12 protein-coding genes and 1 pseudogene are annotated in these 13,390 nt (G+C 70.0%); 12 read left to right on the top strand and 1 reads right to left on the bottom strand.

Annotated elements, in window-relative coordinates; translation table 11 throughout:
• A pseudogene (locus ABS772_RS13900) lies at window positions 1-327 on the top strand (hypothetical protein); the annotation flags it as partial.
• A 520-nt stretch (window positions 328-847) separates the two neighbouring features.
• Here ABS772_RS13900 and guaB read toward each other — a convergent pair.
• Window positions 848-2,341 (bottom strand): IMP dehydrogenase, encoded by a 1,494-nt coding sequence (guaB, locus tag ABS772_RS13895; protein ID WP_238254934.1) that lies wholly within the window; start codon window positions 2,339-2,341, stop codon window positions 848-850.
• Window positions 2,342-2,606: 265 nt separating this feature from the next.
• Here guaB and ABS772_RS13890 point away from each other — a divergent pair, with 265 nt between their 5' ends.
• The 11 genes from ABS772_RS13890 (at window position 2,607) to ftsZ (ending at window position 13,384) form a co-directional block, all read left to right on the top strand.
• The gene (locus tag ABS772_RS13890; RefSeq protein ID WP_238254935.1) at window positions 2,607-3,773 is read left to right on the top strand and encodes an FtsW/RodA/SpoVE family cell cycle protein; all 1,167 of its coding nucleotides are present in this window, start codon (window positions 2,607-2,609) and stop codon (window positions 3,771-3,773) included.
• A gap of 115 nt (window positions 3,774-3,888) precedes the next feature.
• Window positions 3,889-4,998 carry an undecaprenyldiphospho-muramoylpentapeptide beta-N-acetylglucosaminyltransferase gene (gene murG, locus ABS772_RS13885; RefSeq protein WP_350395419.1) on the top strand — a complete coding sequence of 370 codons (1,110 nt, stop codon included), beginning with the start codon at window positions 3,889-3,891 and terminating at the stop codon, window positions 4,996-4,998.
• 148 nt (window positions 4,999-5,146) lie between these two features.
• Window positions 5,147-6,553 carry a UDP-N-acetylmuramate--L-alanine ligase gene (gene murC, locus ABS772_RS13880; RefSeq protein ID WP_350395418.1) on the top strand — a complete coding sequence of 469 codons (1,407 nt, stop codon included), beginning with the start codon at window positions 5,147-5,149 and terminating at the stop codon, window positions 6,551-6,553.
• 3 nt (window positions 6,554-6,556) lie between these two features.
• Window positions 6,557-7,096 (top strand): endonuclease domain-containing protein, encoded by a 540-nt coding sequence (locus ABS772_RS13875; RefSeq protein ID WP_350395417.1) that lies wholly within the window; start codon window positions 6,557-6,559, stop codon window positions 7,094-7,096.
• On the top strand, window positions 7,093-8,034 hold the full coding sequence (gene murB, locus ABS772_RS13870; RefSeq protein ID WP_350395416.1) for a UDP-N-acetylmuramate dehydrogenase: 942 nt from the start codon (window positions 7,093-7,095) through the stop codon (window positions 8,032-8,034). The genes ABS772_RS13875 and murB overlap by 4 nt, the downstream gene beginning before the upstream one ends.
• Window positions 8,031-8,225: a type II toxin-antitoxin system HicA family toxin gene (locus ABS772_RS13865; RefSeq protein ID WP_350395415.1), complete on the top strand. Its 195-nt coding sequence runs from the start codon at window positions 8,031-8,033 to the stop codon at window positions 8,223-8,225. Before murB ends, ABS772_RS13865 begins: the two co-directional genes overlap by 4 nt.
• Window positions 8,225-8,431, top strand: coding sequence for a type II toxin-antitoxin system HicB family antitoxin (locus ABS772_RS13860; protein WP_350395414.1), 207 nt, complete (start codon window positions 8,225-8,227; stop codon window positions 8,429-8,431). The genes ABS772_RS13865 and ABS772_RS13860 overlap by 1 nt, the downstream gene beginning before the upstream one ends.
• A 61-nt stretch (window positions 8,432-8,492) precedes the next feature.
• Complete coding sequence (locus ABS772_RS13855) at window positions 8,493-9,416, top strand: D-alanine--D-alanine ligase (protein ID WP_238257431.1); 924 nt, start codon at window positions 8,493-8,495, stop codon at window positions 9,414-9,416.
• Complete coding sequence (locus ABS772_RS13850; protein WP_350395413.1) at window positions 9,383-10,321, top strand: cell division protein FtsQ/DivIB; 939 nt, start codon at window positions 9,383-9,385, stop codon at window positions 10,319-10,321. The genes ABS772_RS13855 and ABS772_RS13850 overlap by 34 nt, the downstream gene beginning before the upstream one ends.
• A gap of 77 nt (window positions 10,322-10,398) precedes the next feature.
• Complete coding sequence (gene ftsA, locus ABS772_RS13845; RefSeq protein ID WP_350395412.1) at window positions 10,399-11,721, top strand: cell division protein FtsA; 1,323 nt, start codon at window positions 10,399-10,401, stop codon at window positions 11,719-11,721.
• 103 nt (window positions 11,722-11,824) lie between these two features.
• The gene (gene ftsZ / locus ABS772_RS13840; RefSeq protein ID WP_350395411.1) at window positions 11,825-13,384 is read left to right on the top strand and encodes a cell division protein FtsZ; all 1,560 of its coding nucleotides are present in this window, start codon (window positions 11,825-11,827) and stop codon (window positions 13,382-13,384) included.
• Window positions 13,385-13,390 lie beyond the last annotated feature (6 nt).

Below are 13,390 nucleotides of genomic sequence, written 5' to 3'. Positions count from 1 at the left end.
CTCCCGCCCCGGGCGCGGATCGCCACCTACACGGTGGGTCTCGCCCTTCAGGGGGTGCTGCGGACCTGCGGGGTCGCCGCGACCGAGGCGCAGCGCGAAGCGGTCGAGGCGAAGATGGCGGCGCTCCGGCCCGAGATGGCCCCCTACGAGACGGCGATCCGGGCGCAGGTGACGAAGTCCCGCGGCTTCACTTGTCCCGGCGCCGACAAGGAGGCGGAGTTCCAGGAGGCGCTGCGCCGGTTCATCGCCCTGAGCCCGGACGAGTTCGCGGGAGTCGTGGATCGGCAGGCGGAGGCTTCGCCCGGTGCTCCCGTCGCGAAACCTTAGGGTATCGTGCCCAAGGACGGCCATCGGCCAACGGAAGAACCGACGCGAAAACAGAGGGTTCGAGCGCGCCGCGCGCTGCGCGGATCACGCGGCACGATTTGATTCACGTCATTGAGCGGCACGGCAGGCCGTGGGAAAAACGCATTCCCGTCGGATGCGGTCTGCGCGACAGTTTCCGAGCGTCGGAGGCCCGAATTCGCCGGATGTTTTCCTCCCGAAACTTGTTCTCCGCGGCTGCATCTGGGCTGCGGAGATTTTTTTATATCCGGGAGAGACTTTCTACGACGCGCTTGATTTTCAATAAATTGTCGAGCCCGGGTTTCATCTACGCATGAGGCCTCGTGGAGGCCGATCATGAGGCGCACCCTTTCTCCGGATCCGGCCGCGACGCGGGATCGCGCCGTCGCCGCCGCACTCTGCGTGCTGGTCTTCCTGGAATGCCTGACCCTGCTGGTCAGCCTGATCTGGCTCTGAGATCAGGCATGCGAGGTCCCTTGACGGGGACCTCGCGGCGCCGTCGTCAGGCCCGGCTCGGATAGTTCGGGCTCTCGCGGGTGATCGTCACGTCGTGGACGTGGCTCTCGCGCAGGCCCGCATTGGTGATGCGCACGAACTGCGCCCGCTCCTGGAAGTCCGGCACGGTGGCCGCGCCGACATAGCCCATCGCCGCCCGCAGGCCGCCGGCGAGCTGGTGCAGCACCGCCGCCACCGGCCCCTTGTAGGGTACCTGCCCCTCGATGCCCTCCGGCACGAGCTTGTGGGTGTCGCTGACCTCGGCTTGGAAGTACCGGTCGGCCGAGCCGCGGGCCATGGCGCCCACCGAGCCCATGCCGCGATAGCTCTTGTACGAACGGCCCTGGTACAGGAAGACCTCGCCCGGCGCCTCGTCGGTGCCCGCCAGAAGCGAGCCCAGCATCGCCACCGAGGCGCCCGCCGCGATCGCCTTGGCGAGATCGCCCGAGAACTTGATGCCGCCGTCGGCGATCACCGGCACGTCGGCGCCCTGGGCGGCCTCGACCGCCTCCATCAGCGCGGTCAGCTGCGGCACGCCGACGCCCGCGACGATGCGGGTGGTGCAGATCGAGCCCGGGCCGATGCCGACCTTGATCGCGTCGGCGCCGGCATCGATCAGGGCGCGAGCACCTTCGGCGGTGGCGACGTTGCCGGCGATGATCTGGACGGCGTTGGAGAGCTGCTTCACCCGCGCGACGCTGTCGAGCACCTTGCGGGAATGGCCGTGGGCGGTGTCGACGACGACCACGTCGCAGCCGGCATCGATCAGCCGCTCGGCGCGCTCGAAACCGGAATCGCCCGTCGTCGTGGCGGCGGCGACCCGCAGCCGGCCCTGCTCGTCCTTGACCGCGTTGGGGTAGGCGACCTGCTTCTCGATGTCCTTGACGGTGATGAGGCCGATGCAGCGGTAGTGGTCATCGACCACGAGCAGCTTCTCGATGCGGAACTGGTGCAGCAGGCGCTTGGCCTCGTCCTGCGTCACGCCCTCGCGCACGGTGATGAGCCGGTCTCGGGTCATCAGCTCGGCCACCGGCTGGCCGATATTGGTGGCGAAGCGGACGTCGCGGTTGGTCAGGATGCCGACGAGCTTGCCGCGGGAGCCGTTGGGGCCGCGCTCGACCACGGGGATGCCGGAGATCCGGTTCTTCTTCATCACCTCGAAGGCGTCGGCGAGCGTCTCGTCGGGGTGGATGGTGATCGGGTTGAGCACCATGCCCGACTCGTACTTCTTAACGAGGCGGACCTGCTCGGCCTGCTCGGCCGGCTCCAGGTTGCGGTGGATCACGCCGAGCCCGCCGTTCTGGGCCATGGCGATGGCCATCGGCGCCTCGGTGACGGTGTCCATGGCCGAGGCGATGATCGGCAGGTTGAGCCGGATCGTGCGGGTGAGGCGGGTCGCGACATCGACCTCGGTGGGCATCACCGAGGAGGCGGCGGGGCGCAGCAGCACGTCGTCGAAGGTGAGGCCCTCGATGATCGTGTCAGCGCTGATACGGGCCATGGAAACCAACTCCGAGAGACGGGTGTTGCGCCGGGCCGGAAGCATCCGGCCAGCGGGATCGGGTTGGCAGGGGCCAGTATCATGGGCGCACGATGCACGCAAAGCCGCCGCGACCCTTTGCGGTGCATGGCTGACCGGCGATCGGAGCCCCTCGGCACCGTTCTGACCCGACGCGGCAACCCGCCATTAACCCTTACGTTCCACGATCACGGCGGACCGCCCGCGTCCTGTTGCGGGACCGGTCGGCTGGAGACGAGCCCTCGCCATGATGTCGCGCGCCGAACGCAGTCCCCTCGCGGATTGGTGGTGGACGGTCGATCGCGGCCTGCTCGCGGGCCTCGGCTGCCTGATGGTGGCCGGCCTGGTCTTCCTGATGGGCGGCGGGCCACCGGTGGCCGAGCGCATCGGCCTGCCGACCTTCTACTTCCTGAACCGTCAGGCGATGTACCTCGCCCCGACGATCCTGCTGATCATCGCGGTCTCGTTCCTCTCGGTGCGCCACATCCGGCGCTTCGCACTCGTCACCTGGATCCTCGGCGTGGCGCTCTGCATCCTGGCCGGCAAGTTCGGCCCCGAGATCAAGGGCGCGCATCGCTGGATCCAGTTCGGCTCCTTCGGCCTCCAGCCCTCGGAATTCGTGAAGCCCGCCTTCGTGGTCGTCACCGCCTGGGCGTTCTCGGAGGGCGCCAACCGCCGCGACATGCCCGGCGTCACCCTCGCGTTCCTGCTCCTGCCGCTGACCATCGTGCCGCTGATCCTCCAGCCCGATTTCGGCCAGACCATGCTGATCACGATGGTGTGGTGCACCCTGTTCTTCGTCGCCGGCCTGCACTGGTTCTGGGTGGCGGGCCTCGGCCTCGCCGGGATGATCGGCGTGTTCACCGCCTACACCTTCCTCCACCACGTCCGCGAGCGTATCAACCGCTTCATGGACCCGGAATCCGGCGACAGCTTCCAGGAGGTCTGGTCGCGCGAGTCGTTCAATTCCGGCGGCTGGTTCGGCACCGGGCCGGGCGAGGGGGTGGCCAAGCGCCACCTGCCCGACGCGCATACCGACTTCATCTTCTCGGTGACCGGCGAGGAATTCGGCGTGCTGGTCTGCCTGGGCCTCGTCGCGCTCTTCGCCTACATCGTCATCCGCGGGCTCAAGCTCGCCCGCCGCACCGACGACACCTTCACGAGGCTCGCCATCACCGGTCTGACCACGCTCTTCGGCCTCCAGGCCTGCATCAACATGGCGGTGAACACGCAGCTCATGCCGGCCAAGGGCATGACCCTGCCGTTCGTCTCCTACGGCGGCTCCTCGCTGATCTCGCTGGCGCTGGGCATGGGCTTCCTCGTGGCGCTGACCCGCAAGCGCCCCCGCACCACCACCGTCAACCAGCGCCCGCCCGGCACCATGCCCTCCGCCGTTCCGGGGCTGATGCAGTGATCCCGGCGGCCACCGACATGACTTCTTCCGGCCGAATGCCGCCGGCAAGCGCGACTGCGCGTCACCGCTTATGCGGCGGACCGTCCTCGAGGCGTCAGCATCGAGGACAACGGACATGACCGTCTTCACACCTCTCGTTCTCGTGTGCGCCGGCGGGACCGGCGGCCACCTGTTCCCGGCTCAGAGCCTCGCCTACGCCCTCAAGGAGCGCGGCATCCGCGTGGTGCTCGCCACCGATGCCCGCGTCGACTCCATCGCGGGCGACTTCCCGGCAGAGCAGATCGTCACCATCGCCTCGGCGACGCCTTCGGGCCGCTCGGCCCTGCGCCGGGCCGGCGCGGTGCTGACGCTCGGGCGCGGCTTCGGCCAGGCCGCCCGCGCCGTGCGGCGCCTGAACCCGGCGGCGGTCGTCGGCTTCGGCGGCTATCCGACGGTGCCGCCGATGCTGGCGGCGCAGCTACTGCGAGTGCCGACCATCCTGCACGAGCAGAACGCGGTGATGGGCCGGGCCAACGGCTTCCTGGCCAAGGGCGCGCGCGTCATCGCCACCGGCTTCAAGGAGGTGCGCGGCGTCCCCGAGAAGGCGACGGCGCGCCGCGTCCATACCGGCAACCCGATCCGCCCGGCGGTGCTGGCGGTGGCCGAGACGCCCTATCCGGCCCTCGACGCGGAGTCGCCGCTGCGCCTCCTCGTGTTCGGCGGCAGCCAGGGGGCCCGCGTCATGAGCGAGGTCGTGCCGGCGGCGATCGAGCGGCTTCCGCAGGATCTGCGCGCCCGCCTCCACCTCGTGCAGCAGGCCCGGCCCGAGGATCTGACGGCGACGCAGAACCGCTACCTCGCCATGGGGCTCGGCGGGATCGAGGCGGCGCCCTTCTTCAAGGACCTGCCCGGCCGGATGGCCGCGGCCCATCTCGTGGTGGCGCGCTCCGGCGCCTCGACGGTCTCGGAACTCGCCGCCATCGGCCGGCCCGCCATCCTCGTGCCGCTGCCCGGGGCGCTCGATCAGGACCAGGCGGCCAACGCCGCGACGCTGGCGCAGATCGGCGCGGCGCTCTCGATTGCGCAGACCGCCTTCACCCCCGACCGGCTCGCCGCCGAACTCGTGGACCTGTTCGAGGCACCGCGAAAATTGACCCAGGCCGCCGCTGCCGCCAAAACCGCCCGCATCCTCGACGCGGCCGACCGCCTCGCCGCGCTCGTCGTCGAGACCGCGGCCGCCGCCTGATCCCGTCCCGGAGGCTGCGCGCTCCGGGATCGAGAGCATCGTCCCGGATTCCGGATCCGGGACGATGCTCTAGCTCTTTGATTTCGCGTCGTCTTTTTCCGAAAGCCGGCAACCACCTTTCGGGACGATGCTCTAGAAGGTTCGTGACATGAAGCTGCCCGAAAAGCTCGGCCCCATCCACTTCATCGGCATCGGCGGCATCGGCATGTCCGGCATCGCCGAGGTGATGGCCAATCTCGGCTACACCGTGCAGGGCTCGGACGCGAACGACAACGCCAATGTCCGCCGGCTCTCGGAGAACGGCATCCGCACCTTCGTCGGGCACAAGTCCGAGAACGTCGAGAACGCGGCGCTGGTCGTGGTCTCGACCGCGATCCGCCGCGACAACCCGGAGCTGGTCGAGGCCCGTGAGCGCCGCCTGCCGGTGGTGCGCCGGGCCGAGATGCTGGCCGAGCTGATGCGCTTCAAATCCTGCGTCGCGGTGGCCGGCACCCACGGCAAGACGACGACGACCTCGCTGGTCGCGACCCTGCTCGACGCCGGCAACCTCGACCCGACGGTGATCAACGGCGGCATCATCAACGCCTACGGCACCAACGCCCGCATGGGCGGGGGCGACTGGATGGTGGTGGAGGCCGACGAATCCGACGGCACCTTCCTCAAGCTGCCGGCGGATGTCGCCATCGTCACCAACATCGACCCCGAGCATCTCGACCATTTCGGCTCGTTCGACGCGATCAAGGACGCCTTCCGGCGCTTCATCGACAACATCCCATTCTACGGCTTCGCGGTGATGTGCATCGACCACCCGATCGTGCAGGATCTCGTCGGCCATATCGTGGACCGCCGCATCATCACCTACGGCGAGAACCCGCAGGCCGACGTGCGCCTGCTCGACATCGACCTGAAGGGCGGCCAGAGCCGCTTCCGGGTCATGATCCGCGACCGCCGCCCCGGCTTCCGCCTGGAGATGCAGGATCTCGTCCTGCCGATGCCCGGCCGCCACAACGCGCTCAACGCCACCGCCGCCCTGGCGGTCGCCCACGAACTCGGCGTGTCCGAGGATGCGATCCGCAAGGCGCTCTCGGGCTTCGGCGGGGTCAAGCGCCGCTTCACCCGCACGGGCGAGTGGAACGGCGCGGCGATCTTCGACGATTACGGCCACCATCCCGTCGAGATCGCCGCGGTGCTGCGCGCCGCCCGCTCCTCGACCGACGGCAAGGTGATCGCGGTGGTGCAGCCGCACCGCTACACCCGGCTTCAGTCGCTGTTCGAGGATTTCTGCACCTGCTTCAACGACGCCGACACGGTTATCGTCGCCCCGGTCTACGCGGCGGGCGAGGCGCCGATCGAGGGAATCGACCGCGACTCGCTGATTGCCGGCCTGAAGGCGCGCGGCCACCGCGACGCGGTCGCCCTGGAGCGCCCGGAGGATCTCGCCCGCCACGTCGCCGGCCGCGCCGGCCCGAACGACTACGTGGTGTGCCTCGGCGCCGGCACGATCACCCAGTGGGCCTACGCCCTGCCGGGAGAGCTGGCGGCTTTGAAGGGGTGAGACGTGCGCTCCGCGGACGACGAGCGGAGGCAGTTTCGAAAGCGGCTGCGGTACGACCAGACCGGGGCCGAGCGCCGGCTTTGGTACCGCCTCCGCGACTGCCGGCTCGCCGGGTACAAGTTCGTGCGGCAGGAAAGCATCGGCCCCTACGTGGCGGATTTCTGCTGCCGCGAGGCACGGGTGATCGTCGAACTCGACGGCAGCCAGCATGCGGACAGCGCTTACGACGCTGAGAGGGATGCGTGGATGGTCGAGCGCGGCTACCGCGTCTTGCGCTTCTGGAATGCCGAGGTCATGACCAACACCGTTGGCGTGCTCGACACGATCCTCGCCGCGCTTCCCCCCTCTCCCCGCGCGCGGGGAGAGGGTCGCGACGACCTCGTCGTCGGCGCGACGAGCCCGCAGGGCGATGGTGAGGGGGCCTCGACGCGAGAGTCACCTCCGGATGCGCCCCCTCACCCACGGCTGCCGCCTCGCTTCGGCGACGACGAGGTCGCCGAAGCCCTCTCCCCGCGTGCGGGGAGAGGGGGAGATCCTGGATGACCGCCTTTCCCGATTTGATCGAAAACATCCGCGCCGCCGCGCCGAACCTCCGCGGCCGGCTCCTCGAGAACCAGTCGCTCGCCGACCTCACATGGTTCCGCGTCGGCGGGCCGGCGCAGGTTCTGTTCAGCCCGGCCGACGAGGAAGACCTTGCGCAATTCCTCGCCGCCCTCGACCCGTCCGTACCGGTCACGGTGATCGGTCTCGGCTCGAACCTGATCGTGCGCGACGGCGGCATTCCCGGCGTGACGATCCGGCTCGGCGGCAAGGCGTTCGGCTCGGTCGAGATCGATGCGGAGACCATCCGCGCCGGGACCGCCGTACCGGACATGCGGCTTGCCAAGGCGGCGGCGGAAGCCTCCCTCGCCGGGCTCGCCTTCTTCCGCGGCATTCCCGGCTCCGTCGGCGGCGCGCTGCGCATGAACGCCGGAGCGCATGGCGGCGAGACCACCGACGTGCTGGTGGAGGTGCGCGGCATCGACCGAAAGGGCGAGGTCCGCCGTTTCACCCATGCCGAGATGGGCTTTCGCTATCGCCATTCCTCGGCGCCCGAGGACGTGATCTTCACCGGTGCGACCTTCCACGGCCGGCCGGGAGACCGCGAAGACATCGAGGCGGAGATGGAGCGCGTCACCGCCGCCCGCGAGGCGGCGCAGCCGATCCGCGAGCGCACCGGCGGCTCGACCTTCAAGAACCCGGAGGGCGGCAAGGCATGGCAGCTCATCGACGCCGCCGGCTGCCGCGGGCTGACCATGGGCGGCGCCCAGGTCTCGGAGATGCACTGCAACTTCCTGATCAATCGCGGCGGCGCCACCGCGGCCGACATCGAAGGGCTCGGCGAGGAGGTTCGGCGCCGGGTGCGCGATCACTCGGGTTTCGAGCTGCACTGGGAGATCAAGCGGATCGGCGTCGAGGCGTCGAGGCCGGCCGAGTCATGAAGGTCCGCGAGGTCATCCGCTTGATCGAGACCGATGGCTGGTATCTCGTTGCGACCCGCGGCTCACACCGGCAGTTCAAGCATCCGACCAAGCCCGGTCGCGTCACCGTGGCCGGAGCAATGTCGGACGAGATGGCACCGGGAACGCGGGGGAGCATCCTCAAGCAGGCAGGTCTGAAGGGACAGGATTGATGCGCTACGCTGTCGTCATTGAGCGGGCCGGAAACAACTACTCGGCCTACGTACCCGATCTGCCGGGCTGCGTTGCCACGGCGTCCACCGTCGACGCGGTGGAAAGCGAAATCCGCGATGCCATTCGCTTCCACATCGAAGGACTCCGCGCCGACGGCGATCCCGTCCCCGAGCCGACCAGCCGGGCCGAATACGTCGACGCCTGAGCCGGCTTCGCATTCCGTTCCCATAGACCGACCCGTCTCGGCGCCCTCCCGGAGCCCCACCATGTCCAAGCACGTCGCCGTCCTGATGGGCGGCTGGTCCTCCGAGCGGGAGATCTCGCTTCGCTCCGGCAATGCCTGCGCCGACGCGCTCGAAGGCGAGGGCTACCGCGTCACCCGCGTCGATGTCGGACCCGACATCGCCTCCGTGCTGACCGACCTGAGACCCGACGCGGCGCTGAACGCCCTGCACGGGCCGGCGGGCGAGGACGGCACGATCCAGGGCCTCCTGGAGATCCTAAAGATCCCCTACACCCATTCCGGCGTGCTCGCCTCGGCGCTCGCCATGCACAAGGAGCGTGCCAAAACGGTCATGCGCGCGGCCGGAGTCAGCGTTCCGGAGGGCCGCGTCGTTAACCGTCATGATGCGGCGAAGTCACACCCGTTAACCCCTCCCTACGTCGTGAAGCCGATCGCCGAGGGCTCCTCCATGGGGGTCATCATCGTGCGCGAGGAGCGCTCCCACCCGCCCCAGATCCTCGCCTCCGACGAATGGGTCTACGGGGAGGAAGTCCTTGCAGAGACTTACGTTGCCGGCCGCGAGCTGACCTGCGCGGTGATGGGCGACCGGGCGCTCGGGGTGACCGAGATCAAGCCCGTCTCGGGGGAGTGGTACGACTTCGATGCGAAGTACGCGGGAGGGGGGTCGATTCACGTCCTTCCGGCGGATCTTAAACTAAATGTTTACCAGCGTGTCCAAGAGTTGGCGTTAACGGCGCATCAAGCACTGGGATGCCGTGGCGTCAGCCGTGCCGACCTTCGTTACGACGACACGCCGGGGGGAACCGGCGCCCTCGTCGTCCTGGAGGTCAACACGCAGCCAGGGATGACCCAGACGAGCCTTGTGCCGGAGATCGCGGCCCATGCAGGCCTGAGTTTCGGTGAACTCGTCCGATGGATGGTGGAGGACGCTTCTCTCAACCGCTGAACGCCGCCGGTACGTCCGGCGGCGGCGGATTCCTCGCGGGGCTGCGGCTTCCGAGGATCCTCAGGCGGTTCTCGTCGGCGCGCCGGCTCCGGCCGGCGGTGCCGATCGAGGCGCGGGTGCCGCGGCTCGCCGGCACCGCGCTGGTCGCGGGCCTCGCCGGCACCGTCGCGCTCGCCGGCTTCGTCATGAGCGGGCGCTACGACGGCTTCGTCGCCGAGAACGGCCGTCCCCTCGACATCCTCGCCCGGCTCGCCGGCTTCGGCGTCGAGCGGGTGACCATCACCGGCCTGTCGCGGATGTACGAGCGGGAGGTGCTGAGCACCGCCGGCATCGATTGGCGCTCCTCCGTGCCGTTCCTCGACGTCGATGCGGTGCGGGAGCGCCTGCTCGCCGAGAAGCTGATCGCCAGCGCGTCCGTGCGCAAGCTCTATCCGAACGAGATCGTCATCAATCAGGTCGAGCGGGAGCCCGCCGCCCTGTGGCAGCAGAACGGCGAGATCCAGGTGATCGCCGCCGACGGCAAGGTGATCGACGACCTGCGCGACGAGCGCTATGTCAACCTGCCCCTCGTCGTCGGCGCCGGCGCCAACGAGCGGCTCAAGGAATATCTCGACCTGATCGAGGCGGCCGGACCGCTGGGATCGCGCATCCGCGCGGGCACCTACGTTTCCGGCCGGCGCTGGACGCTCAAGCTCGACGGCGTCGACATCCGCCTGCCCGAGACCGATCCCGCCGAGGCGCTGGCCCGCCTCGTCCGCCTGGAGCGGGAGAGCAGGATTCTGGAGAAGGACATCATCGCCGTCGACCTGCGCATGGCCGACCGGGTGGTGGTGCGGCTGACCGAGGAGGCCGCGGCCGCCCGGGCCGAGAGCCGCAAGAAGCCGAAGAAGGGGACGGCGACATGAACGCCGCCTGTCCCGCCCCCGCCCTCTACCCCGTGTCTTTTCGCGTGTCCTCTCGCGTATCCGCCGAGTAGCGTCCGATGCAGACCCACCACGGCCTCACGCCGCGCCTGAAGCCGCTCTCCGCCCGCCGGAGCGCGACGATGTCGGTTCTCGACATCGGCACCAGCAAGGTCGTCTGCCTCATCGCCGTGCTGCAGCCGGCCGAGGCGATGTCGACCCTGCGCGGCCGCACGCATCTCGCCCGCATCATCGGCATCGGCCATCAGCGCTCGCTCGGGCTGAAGGGCGGCGCCATCGTCGATCTGGAGGCCGCCGAGGGCGCGATCCGTCAGGCGGTCCACGCCGCCGAGCGGATGGCCAAGGCCGAGGTCCAGTCGGTCATCGTCAACATCTCCGGCGGGCGCATCGCCTCGCAGCATTTCGAGGCGCGGGTGAACGTCCGCTCCGGCACCGTCACCGGCGCCGACGTCGAGCGCGTCCTGGAGACCGCGAGCGCCCACGGCGTCAGCCCCGGCCGCGCCGTCCTGCACGCCCTGCCGACCGGCTACGCGCTGGACGGCCAGGGCGCGGTGATCGATCCCTCGGGCATGATCGGCAGTGCGCTGGGCGTCGATCTCCACGTCGTCACCGCGGAGGCGGCCGCCGCGCGCAACCTGATGCTGGCGGTGGAGCACTGCCATCTCGGCGTCGATGCGGTGATCGCCACCCCCTACGCCGCCGGCCTCTCGGCGCTGGTGGACGACGAGGCGGAACTCGGCTGCGCCGTCGTCGACATGGGCGGCGGCACCACCAGCGTCGGCGTCTTCATGGGCGGGCACCTCGTCCATTGCGACGCGGTCGCCGTCGGCGGCCACCACGTCACCATGGACATCGCCCGCGGCCTCTCCACCCGCGTCTCCGTCGCCGAGCGGCTGAAGACGCTCTACGGCTCGGCCATCGCCACGGCCTCCGACGAGCGGGACATGATCGCCGTGCACGGCGTCGGCGAGGACGAGGGCGAGGCGCCCGGCCACGTGCCGCGCTCGCAGCTCGTGCGCATCGTCAAGCCGCGGGTCGAGGAGGTTCTCGAACTCGTGCGCGACCGCCTGCGCAACGCCGGCTTCGGCGCCCAGGCCGGGCGCCGGGTGGTGCTCACGGGCGGCGCGAGCCAGCTCGTCGGCCTGCCGGAGACGGCGCGCCGCATCCTTCAGGGACAGGTCCGGATCGGGCGCCCGCTCGGCATCCGCGGCCTGCCCGAAGCCGCCAAGGGGCCCGCCTTCTCGGCCTCGGTCGGCCTGCTGGTCTACCCGCAGGTGGCGCATGCGGAGCATTTCGAGCCGCGGGGGCAGGGCGCCTTCGCCGGCACGGGAACGGACGGATACTTCTCGCGGGTCGGTCGCTGGATCCGGGAAAGTTTCTGAAGGACGACCCGCACGGCAGAGTCGCCAGCGCGGGACAAGCAAGACAGGGCAGGCGTCGAGAGGCGTCGTTCAGGCAATCGAAAGTCACGAAGGGTTCGACCACATGGCCATCTCTCTTCAGGCTCCGGACATCCGGGAACTCAAGCCCCGCATCACCGTCTTCGGCGTCGGCGGCGCGGGCGGCAACGCCGTCAACAACATGATCGAGTCGGGCCTGCTCGGCTGCGAGTTCGTCGTGGCCAACACCGACGCCCAGGCGCTGACTTCCTCGAAGGCCGAGCGCGTGATCCAGATGGGCATCGGCGTGACGCAGGGCCTCGGCGCCGGCTCGCACCCCGAGGTCGGCTCGGCGGCGGCCGAGGAGGTCATCGACGAGATCCGCGACCAGCTCTCGGGCGCGCACATGGCCTTCATCACCGCCGGCATGGGCGGCGGCACCGGCACCGGCGCGGCGCCCGTCATCGCCCGCGCGGCGCGTGACATGGGCATCCTGACCGTCGGCGTCGTCACGAAGCCCTTCCAGTTCGAGGGCATGCGCCGGATGCGCACCGCCGAGGCCGGCATCCAGGAGCTGCAGGCGGCGGTCGACACCCTGATCGTCATCCCGAACCAGAACCTGTTCCGGGTCGCCAACGAGAAGACCACCTTCGCCGACGCCTTCGCGATGGCCGACCAGGTGCTCTACTCGGGCGTCGCCTGCATCACCGACCTGATGGTCAAGGAAGGCCTGATCAACCTCGACTTCGCCGACGTGCGCGCGATCATGCGCGGCATGGGCAAGGCGATGATGGGCACCGGAGAGGCGTCCGGCGAGAACCGCGCCAACCGCGCCGCGGAGGCCGCCATCGCCAACCCGCTCCTCGACGACGTCTCGATGAAGGGCGCCCGCGGCCTGCTGATCTCGATCACCGGCGGCTCGGACCTCACCCTCTACGAACTCGACGAGGCCGCCACCCGCATCCGCGAGGAGGTCGATTCCGACGCCAACATCATCCTCGGCGCCACCTTCGACGAGAGCCTCGACGGCATCATCCGCGTGTCGGTCGTCGCCACCGGCATCGAGCCGGCGCTGATCTCGGCCGATTCTCCGAACAACCCGGAGATCGCCCAGACCGAGCAGCGCATCGCCGAGGTCGCCGAGCGCCTGCGCTCCGAGGCCCGCGCCCGCGCCTCCGCCGCGCTGAGCCCCGCCTCGACGCATCAGCCGGTGCATCAGACCGCGCATCAGACGGCGCCCCGCATGGCTTCTCCCGAGCCGCTGCTGGCCCCGAACGCGGCGCCGCGGGCGATGCTGTCCGAGCCGGCCGCGCCGGAGCCGATGCGCGCCGAGCCGGCCCCGGCCCTGCACCACCACGACGTCGTGCTGACCCAGGCCCCGGCCCGCGCCGCCGTCCCGGCCTATGAGCCGCCGGCCCCGGTCCAGGCCCAGGAGCCCGCCCCGGTGGCGAACGGCCCCTACGTGCCGCCGCGCCCGCAGCTCGCCCGCCCGCCGCGCATGCCGCAGATCTCGGACCTGCCGCCCCACACCCAGGCGCAGATCCTCAAGAGCCGCGGCGAGGAGACCCAGCCGGAGCCGAGCCAGGACTCCAAGCGCATGACTCTGCTGCGCCGGCTCGCCACCGGGGCGGGCTCCTGGGCCTGGACCGGGGCCGGCGGCTCATAGGCCGGG

The sequence above is a fragment of the Methylorubrum podarium genome (genome assembly GCF_040270385.1).
In the GTDB taxonomy this organism is placed as follows: Bacteria; Pseudomonadota; Alphaproteobacteria; order Rhizobiales; family Beijerinckiaceae; genus Methylobacterium; species Methylobacterium podarium.
This window is presented reverse-complemented; position numbering and strand designations above follow the sequence as displayed.